Source organism: Proteus sp. G2626 (assembly GCF_009915985.1).
In the GTDB taxonomy this organism is placed as follows: Bacteria; Pseudomonadota; Gammaproteobacteria; order Enterobacterales; family Enterobacteriaceae; genus Proteus; species Proteus vulgaris.
On the sequence record NZ_JAABNH010000013.1, the window covers coordinates 87,739 to 104,959 of the forward strand.

Genomic DNA, 17,221 nt, shown 5'->3' on the forward strand with positions numbered 1-17,221 from the left:
ATTATCTTGCGATAAAAACAAATTTAGGCTTTAGAATACCCAGGCTAATAGTAAATTTTCATTCATTAAAAACAGATAAACACAATGGCTTATACGGTTGCTCTTACAGGTGGAATAGGGAGTGGTAAAACCACTATTGCCAATGCTTTTGCCTCATTAGGTGTACCTCTTGTTGATGCGGATGTTATTGCTCGATTAGTGGTAGAGCCTCATTCTTTCGGGCTAAATGCATTGCACCAGCATTTTGGTGACAGTATTCTATTACCTGATGGCTCCTTAAACCGAGCCCATCTACGCCAGATTATTTTTCAAAACGATGAAGAAAAAACCTGGGTCAATAATCTTCTTCACCCCTTGATACAGCAAGAGACCCAAAGGCAAATACAACAAATTAAAACTCCATATTTTATTTGGGTTGTTCCTTTATTAATTGAAAATAAATTAACTCACTTAGCCTCTCGTGTTCTTGTCGTTGATGTCACACAAGAAGAACAAATAGCAAGAACGATGAAACGAGATGGCGTAAGTCGGGAGCAAGTGCTCAATATTTTAAAAGCGCAAGCTCAAAGACAAGAACGATTAGCCGTCGCTGATGATATTATTGAAAATCACGATAATAGCCAAAATATAATTGGGAAAGTTAAGCAACTCCATCAGCATTACTTAGAATTAGCTCAACAAGCGTTACAGGACAACTGCCATGAGTGATGACATCACAACAATCATCTTCGAACATCCCCTTAATGAAAAAATGCGTTCATGGCTTAGAATTGAAAACTCATTGATTCAAATTAACAGTTTTCATGCAATTGATTCGTTACCCACTGCACTCTCTTTTTTCCGTGCGATATCAGAATTTATTGAAGTACTTGATCGTGGTGAAATTCGAGCTGAATTGCTTAAAGAATTAGAAAAAAGACAAAAAAAATTACAACAATGGCTTTCATTTCCAAATGTTGATAAAGAGATTGTAACTCAAATTATTAATGAATTGTCCGAAAATGCCGCCGTCTTAAGTCAAGCTCCACGAATTGGCCAGCACTTAAAACAAGATAAAGTGATAAGTTTGGTAAAACAGCGCCTAAGTATTCCAGGCGGATGCTGTAATTTCGATGTGCCAGCATTACATTTGTGGTTAAGTTTGCCTCAAACCATCCGTGACGAAAAATTACACAGTTGGAAGGCAGGCTTATTACCATTACAAAATGCATTAAATAGCTTATTAACGCTCATTCGCCAATCAGATACATTTAAACCTGCATTAAGTCATCGTGGTTTTTACCAAGACAGTGCTGAAGAAGGCGAACTACTACGTATTAAGATAGCTATTGACCACCAGATTTATCCTCAAGTCTCTGGTCACAAAAATCGTTACGCGATCCGCTTCTTACCACTTGATAGTGAAAGTGGAACAATACCGCTAGAACTACCCTTTGAGATTGCTTGTTGCTAACATTGTGCTTATTAATATGAACACCTATCGCGCCAATGAAATCGAGGAGAGATAATGAGCGAAGAATTAATTGTAAAATGTCCAACCTGTCAAACAGAAGTTGTTTGGAATGAAAGTAGCCCTTATCGCCCTTTTTGTAGCAAACGTTGCCAACTGATTGATTTAGGTGAATGGGCTGACGAATCAAAGCGTATTCCAAGCCAAAGCGATATTAATGATAGCGATGACTGGAGTGAAACGCCGCAACCTGAACCTAAAGATTTTTAATGCTCATTATGGACATAAAAAAATAGCCACTCCAATGAGTGGCTATTTTATTTATAACTGCGTTAATTTATATACTTTTACTTTTGTAATAACGCCACAATAGTGCGGTTAGCAGGCGGAAAATCATCAGCATTTAATGAGGCAATAGACGTCCATTTTGAATCTTGCCCTTCTTTGCCATAGGGCGCATTATCCCATTGTGTCACTAAGAAAAAAGATAATGTAATGTGCCTATCTGGAAAATCATGCTCTACCGTTTCAAAAAGCGAGTACTGTGTTACATCAATACCAATCTCTTCTTGTAATTCCCGCACTAACGCCTGCTCAGGGGTTTCTTTATCTTCTAATTTTCCACCTGGAAATTCCCAAAACCCCCCCATATGTGATTTTAAAGGGCGTTGAGTGATAAAGACATTATCGTGTTGATCACAAATAATACCCGCAGCAATATGTAGCTTTTTTTTATCCATTATAGACAACCTATTGAATAGTCCAGTTATTATAACCACTTAATATTATTATAACGTATATCCAATAGCGCGACTCTGGTTTTCTTTTCCTTGATTATCTTGATAAATTAACGATAAATAGGTAAGAATCCAAACTGTGCTAATGTTTGGCAAATAATACCTACAGCACCAAAAGCGATAACAGCATAAATTAATCCTTTCCCCCCCCATACTTTAAAACCTGAGTTTGGAAATTTCTCACGCGCTTTCAGTGCCATCACTGCTGGGCAAATAATTGCCCATATACAAGCAGCCGTTCCCGCATAAGCAATCGCAATTAAGAAACCATTAGGGAAAAGTAAACATAATAGTAAAGGTGGAGTAAAACATAGAATACCCGATTTTAAGCGCCCTGTTTTGTTATCTTCAAATTTTAGTGACGCTAAAATATAGTCGAATAGACCAATCGCTACCCCTAAAAATGAACAGAATACGGCACTAATAGAAAACCATAATAAAAAACCTTCAATATATTTACTATTTAATACAGTATATAAAGAATCGATAAAAGCATCTAAGTTACCGCCTTTTTGGATAATTGTAATAAATTGCTCTCGAGGCAAATTCCCCATTGTGCCAATCATCCAAAGTAAATAAATAACCAAAGCTAAGACACAACCAATAACACAACTTTTTACTACTTTTCTTTCATTTTCATGATAAAGCTTATAAAGACTACAAACATTACCATGATAACCAAAAGAGGTAATAGCATAAGGAATAATGATAAAAATAAAGGGATAAAGATATAATTGACTTTTACCTTCAAAAGTTGCACTAAATAATAAATCACCTCTTGCTTTAAAGAACAATCCAGAAAATGCTAATACAAATAAAACAATCTTAATAAATAAAAATATTGAGGTTAAACGACTTGCACAAGCCCCTCCCCACCATATTGTTGCACCAAGCACTATCGTAAATACAAAGAATATCACTCTAAGATTCAGATTAATGCCATACAATAATGAAGCTTCATGAATTATCGACCCTGCAGCAGAAATATAAGCATAAATTAATATATATAATACAAATATTAATGATGCATTAGCCAGATAACACGCCCATTTAGGTAATAATTCTTTCGATATATGAAAATAGTTTGTTCCTGTGCCATATTTCGATATACATTCAAGAATATAAATTCCAGAATGAAACATAAAGAAGCAGACAATAAATAAAATAAAAAGTGAATTAATAAACCAAGCACCAGACATAATTGTTGGTAGGCTGAACATGCCTGCGCCAATCATGGCGCCACCCAACACAAATCCCCCTACAATAATTGAGGGTTCTTTATTTACCGACTTATTTTCCATTTTTTAGTCCTTACTGAAATAAGGATAGGGCTCTCGCATTGCACGAGAGCCATTATTATTGTGGAGTATTATTTTATTTGATTGGTTTTAATCTAGCAGTAAAGTGTCTTAATACAGGTGGTTCATATTCGAACTCAAGACCTTTAAGTGTTGCAAACTTCTCTTTTAAACCAATCAATGCGTCAGCAATATAATCCATGTGATCGTTTGTATAAACACGACGAGCAATCGTCAAACGCATAAATTCCATATCTGCATGTTTTTGCTCACCTGTCGCTGGGTCACGACCTAATAAGAACGAACCAATTTCAACAGCGCGAACACCAGACTCTAAGTAAAGCGCATTAATTACAGCTTGCGCTGGGAATTGATCACCAGGAATATGTGGCACTAATTTTTTACAATCGACAAAAACCGCATGGCCTCCTGTAGGATATTGAATTGGAATACCCGCTTCACGGAGACGATCCCCCAAATATTGTACCTGACCAATACGATAGTGCAGATACTCTTCTTCTGTTCCCTCTTCTAAACCTTGCACCATTGCCGCCATATCGCGGCCCGCCAGACCACCATATGTGACAAAGCCTTCCATCGGTACACAACGTTGTCTTGCTAACGTGAATATTTCTTCATTATCACGAATAGAAACTAAACCACCAATATTTAACAATGGATCTTTTTTCGCTGACATGGTTAAAGCGTCAGCATATTTATACATGTCCAAAATAACTTCTTTGATGGTTGCATTTTTATATTTAGGATCACGCTGTTTAATGAAATACGCATTTTCACAGAAACGCGCTGAGTCCATCACAACAAAAATACCGTGCTGTTTGGCAATTTCATAAACTTCTTTTAAATTATCCATTGCAACAGGCTGACCTCCAGCACTATTACAGGTCACTGTTGAAACAATAGCGACAATATTATCAGCACCATGTTTAGCTATATTTTCTTTTAATTTAGCAATATCAAAATTGCCTTTCCAGTCATCATAAGTTTCTGAATCAAACGCTTTTTCAGTTACAATATTAATGGCTTTACAGCCATTTAATTCAACGTGTGCAGCTGTTGTGTCAAAATGGAAGTTAGAAATAAAAACAGGGTTTTTCGCTTTTCCATCTTTTTGTTTATATTTTAATAATACTGGGAAAAGAATATTTTCAGCACCACGCCCTTGGTGAGCAGGAATAATATAATCGTAGTTAAATAACTCTTTGGCTTTGTCTTTTAAATCATAATAGTTTCTTGAGCCCGCATAAGCTTCATCACCTGTAATCATTGCTGCCCACTGATGATCACTCATTGCGTTAGTACCAGAGTCTGTTAATAAATCAATATAAACAGCATCGCTCGGTAATAGAAATGGGTTATATCCAGCTTCTTTTAATGCAGCTTCACGTTCTTCTCTTGATGGAACACGAATTTTTTCTACCATTTTAATACGGAATGGTTCTACGATTCTTTTAGCCATGATAATACCTTTAATATATATTAAATTATAAAATTAAAAATAAATAAAATAGTCTTCCCATTTAAAAAATGAGAAAAGAGTATTACTTTATTTTGGATAGATATAAAAAAGGATTATTTTTCAGGAAAGAAGAAGGCGAGTTCAGAATCAATATTAAACCATTTCTTCAATCTGAAGAAACCTCTTAATATTATCAAAACATTAAATGATGAGAACATACTTTAACCCTTATCGTCAGGAAATAGTACAATTTACATGCTAATTTATATAACAGTTAAACTAAATTAGTAATATAACAATAGTATATTTCGGACAAAAATCACATTATTTACTTTTTCATTATGAATTAACGTGATCACAATCACTTCTTTAATTCGTCAATAAATTATTTTTTATAGTTTGTAATTTTTATTGATATCATTAAGTGTCAATACTTGTATTTAAATTACATATTCATAATCTTAAAATGAAAATTCAATAAACTTACTTTTTATCATGATTAATCACTTAACAATAAAGACATGATATTTTTACTTTTATAAACCTTTTTTTATTCATTAAAATGAAATAATAATTCATGAAATTTTTATTTCATAATACAACATCAATAAACTTATAAATAACAAATGAAAAGGGATTAACTTTTCATTTTCTATTTACTAGAACCTCCTCTCATTATTTTTCTTTTCTTTATAAAAAATAAAAAACTGTGAATAAATATAGAAAAATTGATGTTAGTTTAGACAGGAGAAAAAATAACACTCTAGATTATAACCATGAAAATCAATACGGTAGGTAAAATTCAATTAAATCATTTGTTTGATTAATACTACTCCCAACATTAATCATTTTAGTTATGTCGATATTTTATATTAAAACCAATGGAAATTTATCTTTATTTCATCGATTTTTAATTTCTTTTCATATTGAGAGTGACCGGTATTTATTATTTTCAAATTAACGATAATATAAAAACATTAATTATTATCTTGCTATATTTAAGCCATATTATTTATATTTGAATTAATACCTTTATATTGAGGTAAAATGAGAAAAAAAGTTATTTTATTAACACTATTAAGTGGGTTTTCAGCCAGTGGATTAACAGCAAATGATGCCAATTATTTAGGCTCAATGGGAGAATCGCGACGCGCGTTACAAGATAGCCAACGTGAAATAAATCAACTGATAGAACAAAATCGCTATCAACAACTCCAAGAAAACACATTAGATGCCTCACCCCCGCCTACACTTATTACTGAATCAGAGCATTGCTTACCTATAAATGGTGTTTATGTTCAAGGCATTACTTTGCTTAATGATAAAGATCTTGATGCACTATCACCATTACCAGAGCAATGTATTAAAAGTGCTGACATTAACCGTTTAGTCAAAGAGTTAACCCAACGCTACCTTCAACATGGTTATATCACTGCCAGAATACAATTTTTACGTCCTAATGAAGAGCAACAGCTTGGATTGTATGTTATCGAGGGTTTCATTGAAAAAATACAAGGTGGTGACCGAGGCGTTAACACGACGTTACTGTTCCCTCAAGTTGAAGGCGAGCCTCTAAAGCTATCAAAACTTGATCAAGGTCTGGATCAAGCAAACCGTTTGCAATCCAATAAAGTTAAACTGGATATATTACCAGGTACACAATTGGGTGGATCTATTATTCAGCTCACCAATCAACGCCAAGCACCGTGGCATTTGAATGTTTCGAGTGATAATTATGGACAGAAAAACTCAGGGCGCTGGTTAGTTCGTACTAATGCAAGCTTAGACAGTCCATTGGGATTATCCGATTTTGTCAGCGTCAATGCCAGCATCACCACAGACAACCCAAACACACGCTTTAACCGCGCTTACACTCTACTCTATTCTTTACCTTATGGTGCATTGACATTCAGCACTTTTGGTAGCTATTCGGAGTATGAGTTTCATCAGGCATTACAAACACGCACCGTACGCTTATCCGGTAATACCACACAAGTGGGTTTAAGGGGGGATTACGCTTTTTATCGTAGTCAAAAACAGATAGATACCTTAAACATGCAGGTAACTCATAAACGGATACGTAACTATTTCAGTCAAATACGTCTTGATCTAAGTAGCCCTGCACTCACAACTGTAGAGCTCGGTATCAACCATTTACACATTATCCCCAACGGCGTTGTGAGTGTTAATTTAAGTGCAGAAAAAGCCATTAGTTGGTTTGGTGCAGATGAATCACCACGTGTTGCTAATGGCAATGGTAATGACTATCGCTTTACAAAAGTTAAGCTTTTTGCCAATTGGCAACACCGTTTTTCATTGTCAGATTCTACATTTTTATTCAACAGCGCTTTCTTTGGTCAATATAGCCCTGACACCTTACCCGGTGTTGAATGGCTCAGTTTAACCGATAAAAATGCGATCCGTGGTTTTGATCAAAGCACTCTTTCCGGGGATAACGGAGGTTATTTACGTAATACTCTTTCTTATCCTTATCGAATAAACACCTTTTCAATCACCCCTCGAATTGGCCTAGATGCAGGTCGTGTTCAACAACATGGCAACTATGAAGGATGGCGTAGTGGCTATGGGCTAAGTTCGGGCTTAAATCTTCAATATCAAAAAGCACAATTTGATATCGATGTCGCTAAGGGGCATTTGCTTTACAACCAAACGAATTCCAATAAAACCAAAGACCCTACTCAAGTGTTAGTTAGATTTTCATATTTATTTTGATCCACACTCATAGCAATAAACGGAGAAAACTCTATGAACTCAAAAAACTTCAAGCTCTCTCCTTCGGGTAGGCTTGCTGCATCTTTAGCGATTATTTTCGTCTCACTAAATGCATATGCTGGCGGTATTGTTCCTGATTCGGGCAATCAAGGACCGAATGTTTCATCTGTCAATGGTGGCACTCAAGTCATTAATATCGTTACACCAAATAGTGAAGGTATTTCTCACAACCAATATCAAGATTTTAATGTAGGCAAACCTGGCGCTGTTTTTAATAACGCCTTAGAAGCTGGACAATCACAGCTAGCAGGGCAATTAAATGCCAATAGTAATTTAAATGGGCAAGCCGCCTCTTTAATTTTAAATGAAGTTGTTAGTCGTAACCCATCATTTTTACTAGGTCAACAAGAAGTCTTTGGTATTGCTGCGGAATATGTCCTTTCTAACCCAAATGGCATCACCTGCGATGGTTGTGGATTTATTAATACCAGTCGCTCTTCTTTAGTCGTAGGTAATCCACTGTTTGAAAACGGTCAGTTGAAAGGATATAGCACGCTTAATAACACGAATTTACTTTCTATTGGTAAAAACGGTTTATATGCACCAGGTCTTTTAGATCTAATTGCACCACGTATTGATAGCAAAGGAAAAATAACTGCTGCTGAAATTTCAGCGTTAACAGGACAAAACACCTTCTCTCAACGTTTTGATATTCTTTCATCACAAAAACCAACTTCTGCATTAGATAGCTATTTCTTCGGAAGTATGCAATCTGGCCGTATTCGTATTATTAATACCGCAGAAGGAAGTGGTGTTAAATTAACGGGTAAATTTGTTGCTGATAATGAACTAAGCGTAAAAGCTGATAATATTCAAACAGATAGCCAAGTTCGTTTCGATAATTTCGATAAAGATGGCAGTGAAAACTACCAAAATTACCGTGGTGGTATCGCAGTTAATAATAGTGGTTCAAGCCAAACTCTAACAAAAACAGAGTTAAAAGGTAAAAACATCACATTAGTGGCTGATAATAAAAATCAAATCAAAGCCTCTGATTTAATGGGTGATGATATTTTATTACAAGGCGCTCATTTAACTGTTGATGGAAAACAGCTACAACAAAAAGAGACTGATACCGACAATCGCTGGTTCTATTCTTGGCAGTATGATGTCACTAAAGAAAAAGAACTCGTACAACAAGTTGGTAGCCATATTGATGCCAAAAATAGTGCAACATTAACGGCAACTCAAGGTGATGTAACACTTGAAGGGGCCAAAGTTAATGCGGGTAACACACTGGCAATTAATGCTAATCAAGATATTAATATCAACGGATTAGTTGAGAAAGAAAATCGCAGTGAAAATGGCTACAAGCGTAACCATACTTCTCGCTTAGAAACCGGTAGCTGGAGCAATAGCCATCAAACAGAAACCTTAAAAGGCAGTGAGTTGACTGCGGGTAAAACACTAGGTTTAAATGCTGAAGGCTCTGTTACTGCCCAAGGTGCAAAATTACATTCTAATGAGAATGTTATTGTTAATGCTAAAGAGAACATCAATCTTAATGTTCAAAATACCAATAATGATAAAACCGTAACTGACAATCATGTCGTTTGGGGTGGTATCGGCGGTGGTAATAATAAGAACAATAACAATAAACAAGAAGTCAGCCATTCAACACAATTAACTGCAGATGGGCAACTGTTACTAGCCGCAGAGAATAGTGTCAAAATCACCGGAAGCCAAGTCAAAGGCAACCAAGGGGCATTTGTTAAAACGACCCAAGGTGATGTTGTTATTGATAATGCAATTAGCGAAACCATCACAAAAACTGATGAACGTACAGGTACAGCTTTTAACATTACTAAGAATTCTCACAAAAACGAGACTAATCAACAACTTTCAACCGGCAGTGAATTAGTGTCTGATGCACAGTTAACCGTTGTCAGTGGGAAAGATGTCAATGTCATCGGTAGCTTAATTAAAAGTGCTGAAGAATTAGGTATTGAATCTTTAGGTGATATCAACGTTAAATCAGCACAGCAAACCACAAAAATCAATGATGAAAAAACATCCTTAGAAATCACTGGTCATGCGAAAGAAGTTGAAGATAAGCAATATAGTGCTGGTTTTCATATCACTCATACATCCAATAAGAACAATAGTACAGAGACTGAACAAGTCGGCTCTACTCTTAGTGGTGGCAGTGTTAAAATTCAAGCAGATAAAGATGTCACTTTTGCTGGTTCTGATTTAAAAACAACGGCAGGTAATGCCACGGTGTCTGGTGATAATGTTGCTTTTGTTTCAACAGAAAACAAAAAAGAGACTGACAGTACAGATAGAACCATTTCGGGTGGCTTTAGCTATACCGGTGGTGTCGATAAAATCGGTAGTAAAGCTGATTTCCAATATGACAAACAGCATACAACAACCGAAATCACCAAAAATAAAGGTAGCGAAACTCAAGTTGCAGGTGATTTAACAATTACAGCAAACAAAGATGTAACGCACCAAGGCGCATCACACAAAGTTGATGGTGCTTATAAAGAATCGGGTGAAAATATCAATCACCTTGCCGTCAATGACAGTGCAATCTCTAAAACAGATACCTTAAATGTGGGTGTTGATGTAGGTGTTAATCTTGATTATAGCGGTGTCACTAAACCAATTAAGAAAGCCGTTGAAGATGGTGTTGATGTTACTAATCCAGACAGCAACAAAGGTATTGAGAAAAAAGTCACTTTTAAAGATGCCATTAGTAATCTTGCTAACTTAAGTAGCTTAGAAGCACCTAATGTAGGCGTTAACGTTGGTGTAAAAGGTGGAGGAAGCCAGAAGTCACAAAGCGATAGCCAAGCAGTTTCAACCTCTATTACTGCCGGAAAAATCAACACTGACAGCAATAACACCTTACATGACCAAGGAACTCATTATCAATCAACGCAAGGTGATGTTGCGCTAACAGCAAATACACATACCAGTGAAGCTACGCAAAACAAACACCAAGTATCTTTCCATGAAACAACTGGTGGTGGTCAAGTTGGTGTCAGCACCAAAACAGGCAATGACATTACTGTAGCCATTAAAGGTGAAGGTAAAACCACTGACACTAGCTTAACCATAGCAAAAGCCGAAGGTAGCCAAATTAACTCAGCGGGTCATATCAATATTAATGTGCGTGAAGATGCACATTATGAAGGTGCTAAGTTTGACGCTCAAAATGGTAAAACTGTCATTAACGCTGGGGGAGATTTAACGCTTGCACAAGCAACAGATACTCATACTGAAAGCCAGAATAGCGTAAATGGTAGTGCAAACCTAAAAGTAGGTACAACACCAGACAGTAAAGATTATGGTGGTGGCTTTAAAGCAGGTGGTGCAAATCATCAAAAAGATCAAACAACAGCACAAGCGGGATCTGTGAATGGTTCCCAAGGTATCGAGCTAAACTCAGGTCATAATCTGACGTTACAAGGTACTCATATTACCAGTGAAAACGATGTTACTTTAACCGCAACTAACAAGGTTGATTTCCAAGCAACTGAATCTCAACGCACTGAAACAGGTAAAAATTTATCAGGTGGATTACAAGCGGGCTTTGGTCAGAAAGCAGGCGAAGAATCGTCTTCTATCAGTGGATTAGGTGGTGCTGAATTTGCTATCGGTAAACAAGATGAGAAAACAGTATCTCGTGAAGGTGGTACAATTACCAACCAAGGCAATTTAACAGTTAATGGTAGCTCTATTAATCTTCAAGGCACTAAAGTTAATAGTAAAGAGACACAATTAACCTCCCAATCTGGTGATACTACGCTGACATCAGCACAATCTACAGATTACAAAAATAATTGGAGTGTCGATATCGCCTTAAATGGCGAACAAACCAATACCACACCAAAAGAAGTGACTGAAGAAAATCCAACCTCTTCTATCCATAATATTGGTGGTAAAGTACTGGTAAATGTTGAAGATCAACAAAAATCCACACATCAAAACACGGTTATAGAAACAGGAACATTAACCGTAAACAGTGATAAAAACCTCACTCTTTCGGGTGCTAATGTTTCTGCAGATAACGTAACAGGCCATGTTGGTGGTGACTTTACAGTGACTAGCCAAAAAGACAGCGATCGCCATGTCAGTGTTGATGTCAATGTAGGCTATAACCACAACAATGATCCTGAATCTAGCCAAGTTGATAAAACAGCAAAAGCGGGTGGATCATTATTAGAAAATACGATCAAAGAGACTATTGATTCAGGAATTAAATCTGCAACAGATGTTATTTCTGATAAATATAATTCACTCTCTTCAAGTATCGCAGATAAAACCGGTATCAGTGGCGAAACAAAAGCTAAAATTGACAACGGTGTTAACTATGTCGGTAATGGTATTAAAAATATTGTCACTGGCGCAGAAGGTCATACCGCCAATGCCGATATCAAGGTCTCTCATATTGACAATGATGCAGTTACCGAAACTACAACCTTAACAAGCAAAAATGACATTTCATTAAATGTCAGTGGCACAACTAAACTTACAGGTGCTGAAGTAAAAAGCGAACAAGGCCAGATTGATTTAGGCGGTAGCAACGTTCAATTAAATAATATTGAAGGTCACCATTACGAAGCGGGTGCAGATCTTGATCTGAAATCATCAGCTGTTGATTTAGTGAAACAACTTTCAAGCGGTGATTTATCATTAAAATCACCGATTAAAGTCAATGAAACTGTAAACACAAAATCCTCTATTTCTGAAAAATAATAGATACTTTATGAAAGAGTAATGCCTATTCTTTTGTAAGCCACCCCGCTTATTATAATAAGCGGGGTTTTTATCTCTCTATTTTAGTCTCTTCTTTTCCCATAAATTCACAATTTTTACATATTCTAAAAACACTCAAATAAACATAATTATTTGAATTAAAAGTAAAATAGCCATTAAAACTGTAAAAAATAAATTAATGCATAACCCTTAACCTTCCCCTAATGGTAAAGTTTAAGCTTAATTTCATACCCTATTTAAGAGGAGAATTCTAATGGATACGAAGACAACGTTGTCCTCTGCCAACCGACTGAGTTTACCTGTAGAAGGAATGACATGTGCTTCATGTGGTACAATTAATAAAACAGGAGCTTTAACGTCACTAAAGTCGGTTCAAATACCGTTTTGGCACAAATTATTCGCTTAGTGGGATAACAGAGAACGCGCCAGTGCAGATGTGAAATCTATTGCGCTCTCCCATATTGAAGCGCTCAATCGTAAGATTGCAGAATTACAACAAATGACAAAAACATTAGAACATTTAGTCAAAGATTGCCAAAGTGATAACAATCCTGATTGCCCCATTATTGCAGGATTAATCGAGCCCGGATCGGGATCTGAAAGTCAAAAAACAAAAACTCATCTCTCACATTTGCACTCTTCAATTTAGTTTTTTTCTATCAACAATAAAAAATCCCGCTTAATAATAAGCGGGATTTTCTTATTCAACGAAAAGCTAAATAACCATTATTATCAACAGATAAATTAACCTAATTGACCATGACAATGCTTAAATTTCTTACCCGATCCACAAGGGCATGGCTCATTACGTCCTACTTTTTTACCCGCCGCAACTTGACCATCTACCGCTGACATTTGAGACTCTTTTGTCACTTCATGGCTTAATTGCTGTTGTTTTGCTAGACGCTCGGCTTCTTCACGGCGACGACGTTCTAACTCTTCAACTTCTTCTGGTAAACGAACCTGGACTTTGCTTAGTGTGCTTATCACTTCATATTTCAGTGATTCCAACATGTTAGCAAACATAGCGAACGATTCACGTTTGTACTCTTGTTTCGGATCTTTTTGTGCGTAACCACGTAAGTGGATACCTTGACGTAAATAATCCATCGCTGCCAAGTGCTCTTTCCACAGTGAATCCAGTGTTTGTAACATCACGCCTTTTTCAAAGTTACGCATCATTTCAGCACTAACGATTTCTTCTTTTGCTTTGTAAACTTCGATCGATTTTTCTAGGATACGTTCACGTAATGTTTCTTCATGTAACTCAGGCTCTTTATCTAACCACTCTTTAATTGGTAAATTCAAATCAAAATCTTTTTGTAGACATGCAGTTAACCCTTCAATATCCCACATTTCTTCCAGTGATTGAGGTGGAATATAGTTATCGATCATCGTAGTGAAGACATCTTGACGAATACTGTCGATAGTTTCACTGACGTCTGCTACATCAAGTAATTCGTTACGTTGAGTATAAATTGCACGACGCTGATCATTAGCTACATCATCATATTCAAGTAATTGTTTACGAATATCAAAGTTGCGGTTTTCTACTTTACGTTGTGCATTGGCAATCGCTTTAGTTACCCAAGGGTGCTCAATCGCTTCGGTTTCATTCATACCTAATTTACGCATCATGCCAGATACTTTATCTGAAGCAAAAATACGCATTAAAGAGTCTTCCATAGATAAATAGAAACGAGAAGAACCTTCATCACCTTGACGACCCGCACGACCACGTAACTGGTTATCAATACGGCGTGACTCATGACGTTCAGTACCAATGATATGTAAACCACCTGAAGCTAATACTGCGTCATGGCGCTCTTTCCATTTCGCTTTGATTTCTTCAATTTGTTCTTCTGTTGGCTCATCAAGTTTAGCCACTTCAGTTTGCCAACTCCCCCCCAACACGATATCAGTACCACGACCTGCCATGTTAGTTGCAATAGTCACGGCAGAAGGTAAACCTGCGTTAGCAATAATATCAGCTTCCATTGCGTGGAATTTCGCATTCAGCACGTTATGGTGAACATTGGCCTTCGTTAACGCATTAGAGATTTCTTCTGACTTTTCAATTGAGATAGTACCAACAAGTACAGGTTGGCCATTCTTGGTACGTTCACGAATATCTTCGATAATGGCAGCAAATTTACCTTGTTCATTCATATAAACTAAGTCAGGGAGATCTTTACGTACCATTGGGCGGTTAGTTGGGATAACAATAGTTTCTAAGCGATAGATAGAGTTAAATTCAAACGCTTCAGTATCCGCAGTACCGGTCATCCCTGCTAATTTTTCGTATAAACGGAAATAATTTTGGAATGTGATTGACGCTAATGTTTGATTCTCATTTTGGATCTTCACACCTTCTTTGGCTTCAACCGCTTGGTGTAAACCATCAGACCAGCGACGACCTTGCATTGTACGACCAGTATGTTCGTCAACAATAATAACTTCGCCATCTTTAACAATGTAGTCAACGTCTTTGGTAAACAGCGCATGAGCACGTAATGCAGCAGTCACATGGTGCATTAACATAATATTCGCCGGTGAGTATAAAGACTCACCTTCTTTCATCATGCCAGCATCTGCTAATAAGCCTTCAATTTTAACTAGGCCACGTTCTGTGATATTCACTTGACGTGTTTTTTCATCAACAGAGTAATCACCTTCACCTTGGAAAGTATCTGAGTCTTCTTTTTCTTGAGGAACCAAATGAGGGATCACTTTATTCATTTGGATATAAAGCTCAGAACTGTCTTCTGCTGGGCCTGAAATGATCAGTGGTGTTCGCGCTTCATCGATTAAGATTGAGTCAACCTCATCCACTAATGCATAGTGTAATTTACGTTGAACACGCTCTTGTGGGCTAAATGCCATGTTGTCACGTAAGTAATCAAAACCAAATTCGTTGTTCGTACCGTAAGTAATGTCGGCATTATAGGCTTCGCGTTTTACTGGTGGCGCCATATTCGGCAAGTTGATACCAACGCTTAAACCTAAGAATTCAAACAGAGGACGGTTATTTTCGGCGTCACGTTGTGCCAAGTAATCATTGACGGTAACAACGTGAACCCCTTTACCTGATAGTGCATTTAAGTATGCAGGTAATGTTGCGGTTAATGTTTTACCTTCACCGGTACGCATTTCTGCAATACAACGCTCATTCAGTACCATACCACCGATTAACTGCACATCGAAATGGCGCATACCAAAGACACGTTTACTGGCTTCACGCACAGTTGCAAACGCTTCGGGTAAAATATCTTCTTCTTTTTCACCCTTTTTTAAGCGCTCACGAAATTCGTTCGTTTTTGCTTTTAACTCATCATCTGTCAGTTTTTCAAATTCTGGCTCAAGTTTATTAATTTCATTAACAACTTTGCGCATACGGCGGATAGTACGATCGTTACGGCTACCAAAAATCTTGGTTACAATTTTACCTAACATAAATCTTTATTCTCATTTATGGCGTGAAAACGCCGAAAAAAGCCTCTGTTTTTATGTTTTAACAGAGATAATCATAATCTTATTAGATTATATGACTCAATTAAGCCGTTAGGTAAGGTCCAGCGCGGATCCCGCGGATTTGTGCAAGCCATAATCCGGTATGATAGGAAGTGGTGCTCTGTGCTAAAGTATAGCCAGAAAGCGGTAAATGGGTTAATGCTGTTGAGGACGTGTCTGTCAATAAAGCATACAGAGTATCAAGCATGACCTCTGCAACATGAGAAACAGGAGACGGCTCATCTTTGGCCTTTACCATCAACTCAGGAGAATTAATAGTGAATGCAAAAGAAAGCTGTTTAATGACATTTTTTACTGCGTGCTGTTGCCAGTAATTAAAGGTGAAGGATGAGGCAGGATTCTGTACACTTTGACGTAAAAATAGGTTATCAAACGCAATAAGTGCCTGACTCTGGCGATTCTGTGAGGAAGGTGTATCTGTTTGTTGTGGATTTTCGGCATGGGCAGACAACAGCGAAGGTATTCCAATACCTGCTGCTACCATCCCTAAAAGCAGATGCGACCAAAAATATCGCCTGCCAAACTGTCGCCAAAAACTTATAATGCTCATTAACCTTCGTTGCTCATTAATTTTTATTTTGTGGAGTCAAAATCTATGCGGGATAGTTACCCACAATCATTGGAAAAAATCTTCATCGAACTTGAAGGTTCCAATAAAAATACATTACAACTCATTCAACAGCGTGCAACGATTTTACTAAAATTAAATCGCGCCGTCATGGGCCTTTTACCTATTCCTTTACAAGATAAATGCCGTGTCGCCAATTATCGCAACGCTATTTTAATTATTGAAGTCGCAAACGCAAGTTGGTTAACTCGATTACGTTATGAGACGCCATCATTACTTTCTGCATTAAGACAAGAAATTTTACCATCCTTATCCTCAATAGACATCAAAATAAATCCGACTTTAGGAATAAAACCGGAAAAAAGATCTTTAATATCATCATTAAAAGAACAAGAGCCTACAAAGAGACGTCATTTAAGTTTAGAAAGTGCTCAATCATTAAAGTATTTAGCGCAGAAAAGCCCGAAGAAATTAAGAGAGAAATTAGAACGGTTGGCTGCACTTGCCGGAGAGAGTACAAGTGCAACCAAAGATGAACGTTAATTAGAGATAATTAACGTACTTCCATCACTGGAA

The 17,221-nt window shown here is 36.9% G+C and carries 13 protein-coding genes and 1 pseudogene; 8 read left to right on the forward strand and 6 right to left on the reverse strand.

The window, feature by feature from the left end:
- Nucleotides 1-84: 84 nt before the first annotated feature.
- From coaE to yacG, 3 genes are read left to right on the forward strand one after another with little or no spacing between them, the layout of a single operon-like run.
- Complete coding sequence (gene coaE / locus GWJ05_RS07080; RefSeq protein WP_036934951.1) at nt 85-708, forward strand: dephospho-CoA kinase; 624 nt, start codon at nt 85-87, stop codon at nt 706-708.
- Nucleotides 701-1,453, forward strand: coding sequence for a cell division protein ZapD (gene zapD, locus GWJ05_RS07085; protein WP_036934952.1), 753 nt, complete (start codon nt 701-703; stop codon nt 1,451-1,453). The genes coaE and zapD overlap by 8 nt, the downstream gene beginning before the upstream one ends.
- A gap of 54 nt (nt 1,454-1,507) precedes the next feature.
- Complete coding sequence (gene yacG, locus GWJ05_RS07090; protein ID WP_036934954.1) at nt 1,508-1,720, forward strand: DNA gyrase inhibitor YacG; 213 nt, start codon at nt 1,508-1,510, stop codon at nt 1,718-1,720.
- A gap of 77 nt (nt 1,721-1,797) precedes the next feature.
- Here the strand turns inward: yacG and mutT are convergent, their stop codons facing one another.
- The 4 genes from mutT to tnaC all read right to left on the reverse strand — a co-directional run bounded on the left by mutT (nt 1,798) and on the right by tnaC (nt 5,243).
- Nucleotides 1,798-2,190: an 8-oxo-dGTP diphosphatase MutT gene (mutT, locus tag GWJ05_RS07095; RefSeq protein ID WP_036934956.1), complete on the reverse strand. Its 393-nt coding sequence runs from the start codon at nt 2,188-2,190 to the stop codon at nt 1,798-1,800.
- Between the two features lie 107 nt (nt 2,191-2,297).
- Nucleotides 2,298-3,548, reverse strand: coding sequence for an aromatic amino acid transporter (locus tag GWJ05_RS07100; RefSeq protein WP_036934958.1), 1,251 nt, complete (start codon nt 3,546-3,548; stop codon nt 2,298-2,300).
- Nucleotides 3,549-3,621: 73 nt separating this feature from the next.
- Nucleotides 3,622-5,025 (reverse strand): tryptophanase, encoded by a 1,404-nt coding sequence (locus GWJ05_RS07105; protein ID WP_036934959.1) that lies wholly within the window; start codon nt 5,023-5,025, stop codon nt 3,622-3,624.
- A gap of 113 nt (nt 5,026-5,138) precedes the next feature.
- Nucleotides 5,139-5,243, reverse strand: a complete 105-nt coding sequence (gene tnaC / locus GWJ05_RS18780; protein WP_071788547.1) for a tryptophanase leader peptide — start codon at nt 5,241-5,243, stop codon at nt 5,139-5,141.
- An 829-nt stretch (nt 5,244-6,072) separates the two neighbouring features.
- Here tnaC and GWJ05_RS07115 point away from each other — a divergent pair.
- The 4 genes and pseudogenes from GWJ05_RS07115 to GWJ05_RS07130 all read left to right on the forward strand — a co-directional run.
- Nucleotides 6,073-7,758, forward strand: coding sequence for a ShlB/FhaC/HecB family hemolysin secretion/activation protein (locus GWJ05_RS07115; protein ID WP_036934960.1), 1,686 nt, complete (start codon nt 6,073-6,075; stop codon nt 7,756-7,758).
- Nucleotides 7,759-7,791: 33 nt separating this feature from the next.
- A complete protein-coding gene (gene hpmA / locus GWJ05_RS07120) occupies nt 7,792-12,525 on the forward strand; it encodes a calcium-independent hemolysin HpmA (RefSeq protein WP_161681248.1) in 4,734 nt (1,577 codons plus the stop codon).
- A gap of 274 nt (nt 12,526-12,799) precedes the next feature.
- The gene (locus GWJ05_RS07125; protein WP_161681249.1) at nt 12,800-12,952 is read left to right on the forward strand and encodes a heavy-metal-associated domain-containing protein; all 153 of its coding nucleotides are present in this window, start codon (nt 12,800-12,802) and stop codon (nt 12,950-12,952) included.
- Between the two features lie 12 nt (nt 12,953-12,964).
- Nucleotides 12,965-13,195 (forward strand): annotated as a pseudogene (locus tag GWJ05_RS07130) (MerR family DNA-binding protein); the annotation flags it as partial.
- Between the two features lie 95 nt (nt 13,196-13,290).
- Here GWJ05_RS07130 and secA read toward each other — a convergent pair.
- Both secA and secM read right to left on the reverse strand, forming a co-directional pair.
- Complete coding sequence (secA, locus tag GWJ05_RS07135) at nt 13,291-15,999, reverse strand: preprotein translocase subunit SecA (protein WP_036934964.1); 2,709 nt, start codon at nt 15,997-15,999, stop codon at nt 13,291-13,293.
- A gap of 100 nt (nt 16,000-16,099) precedes the next feature.
- Nucleotides 16,100-16,627, reverse strand: a complete 528-nt coding sequence (gene secM / locus GWJ05_RS07140; RefSeq protein ID WP_036934966.1) for a secA translation cis-regulator SecM — start codon at nt 16,625-16,627, stop codon at nt 16,100-16,102.
- A gap of 45 nt (nt 16,628-16,672) precedes the next feature.
- Between secM and GWJ05_RS07145 the strand changes: the two genes are divergently transcribed.
- Nucleotides 16,673-17,188 carry a DUF721 domain-containing protein gene (locus tag GWJ05_RS07145; RefSeq protein ID WP_115370724.1) on the forward strand — a complete coding sequence of 172 codons (516 nt, stop codon included), beginning with the start codon at nt 16,673-16,675 and terminating at the stop codon, nt 17,186-17,188.
- Nucleotides 17,189-17,221 lie beyond the last annotated feature (33 nt).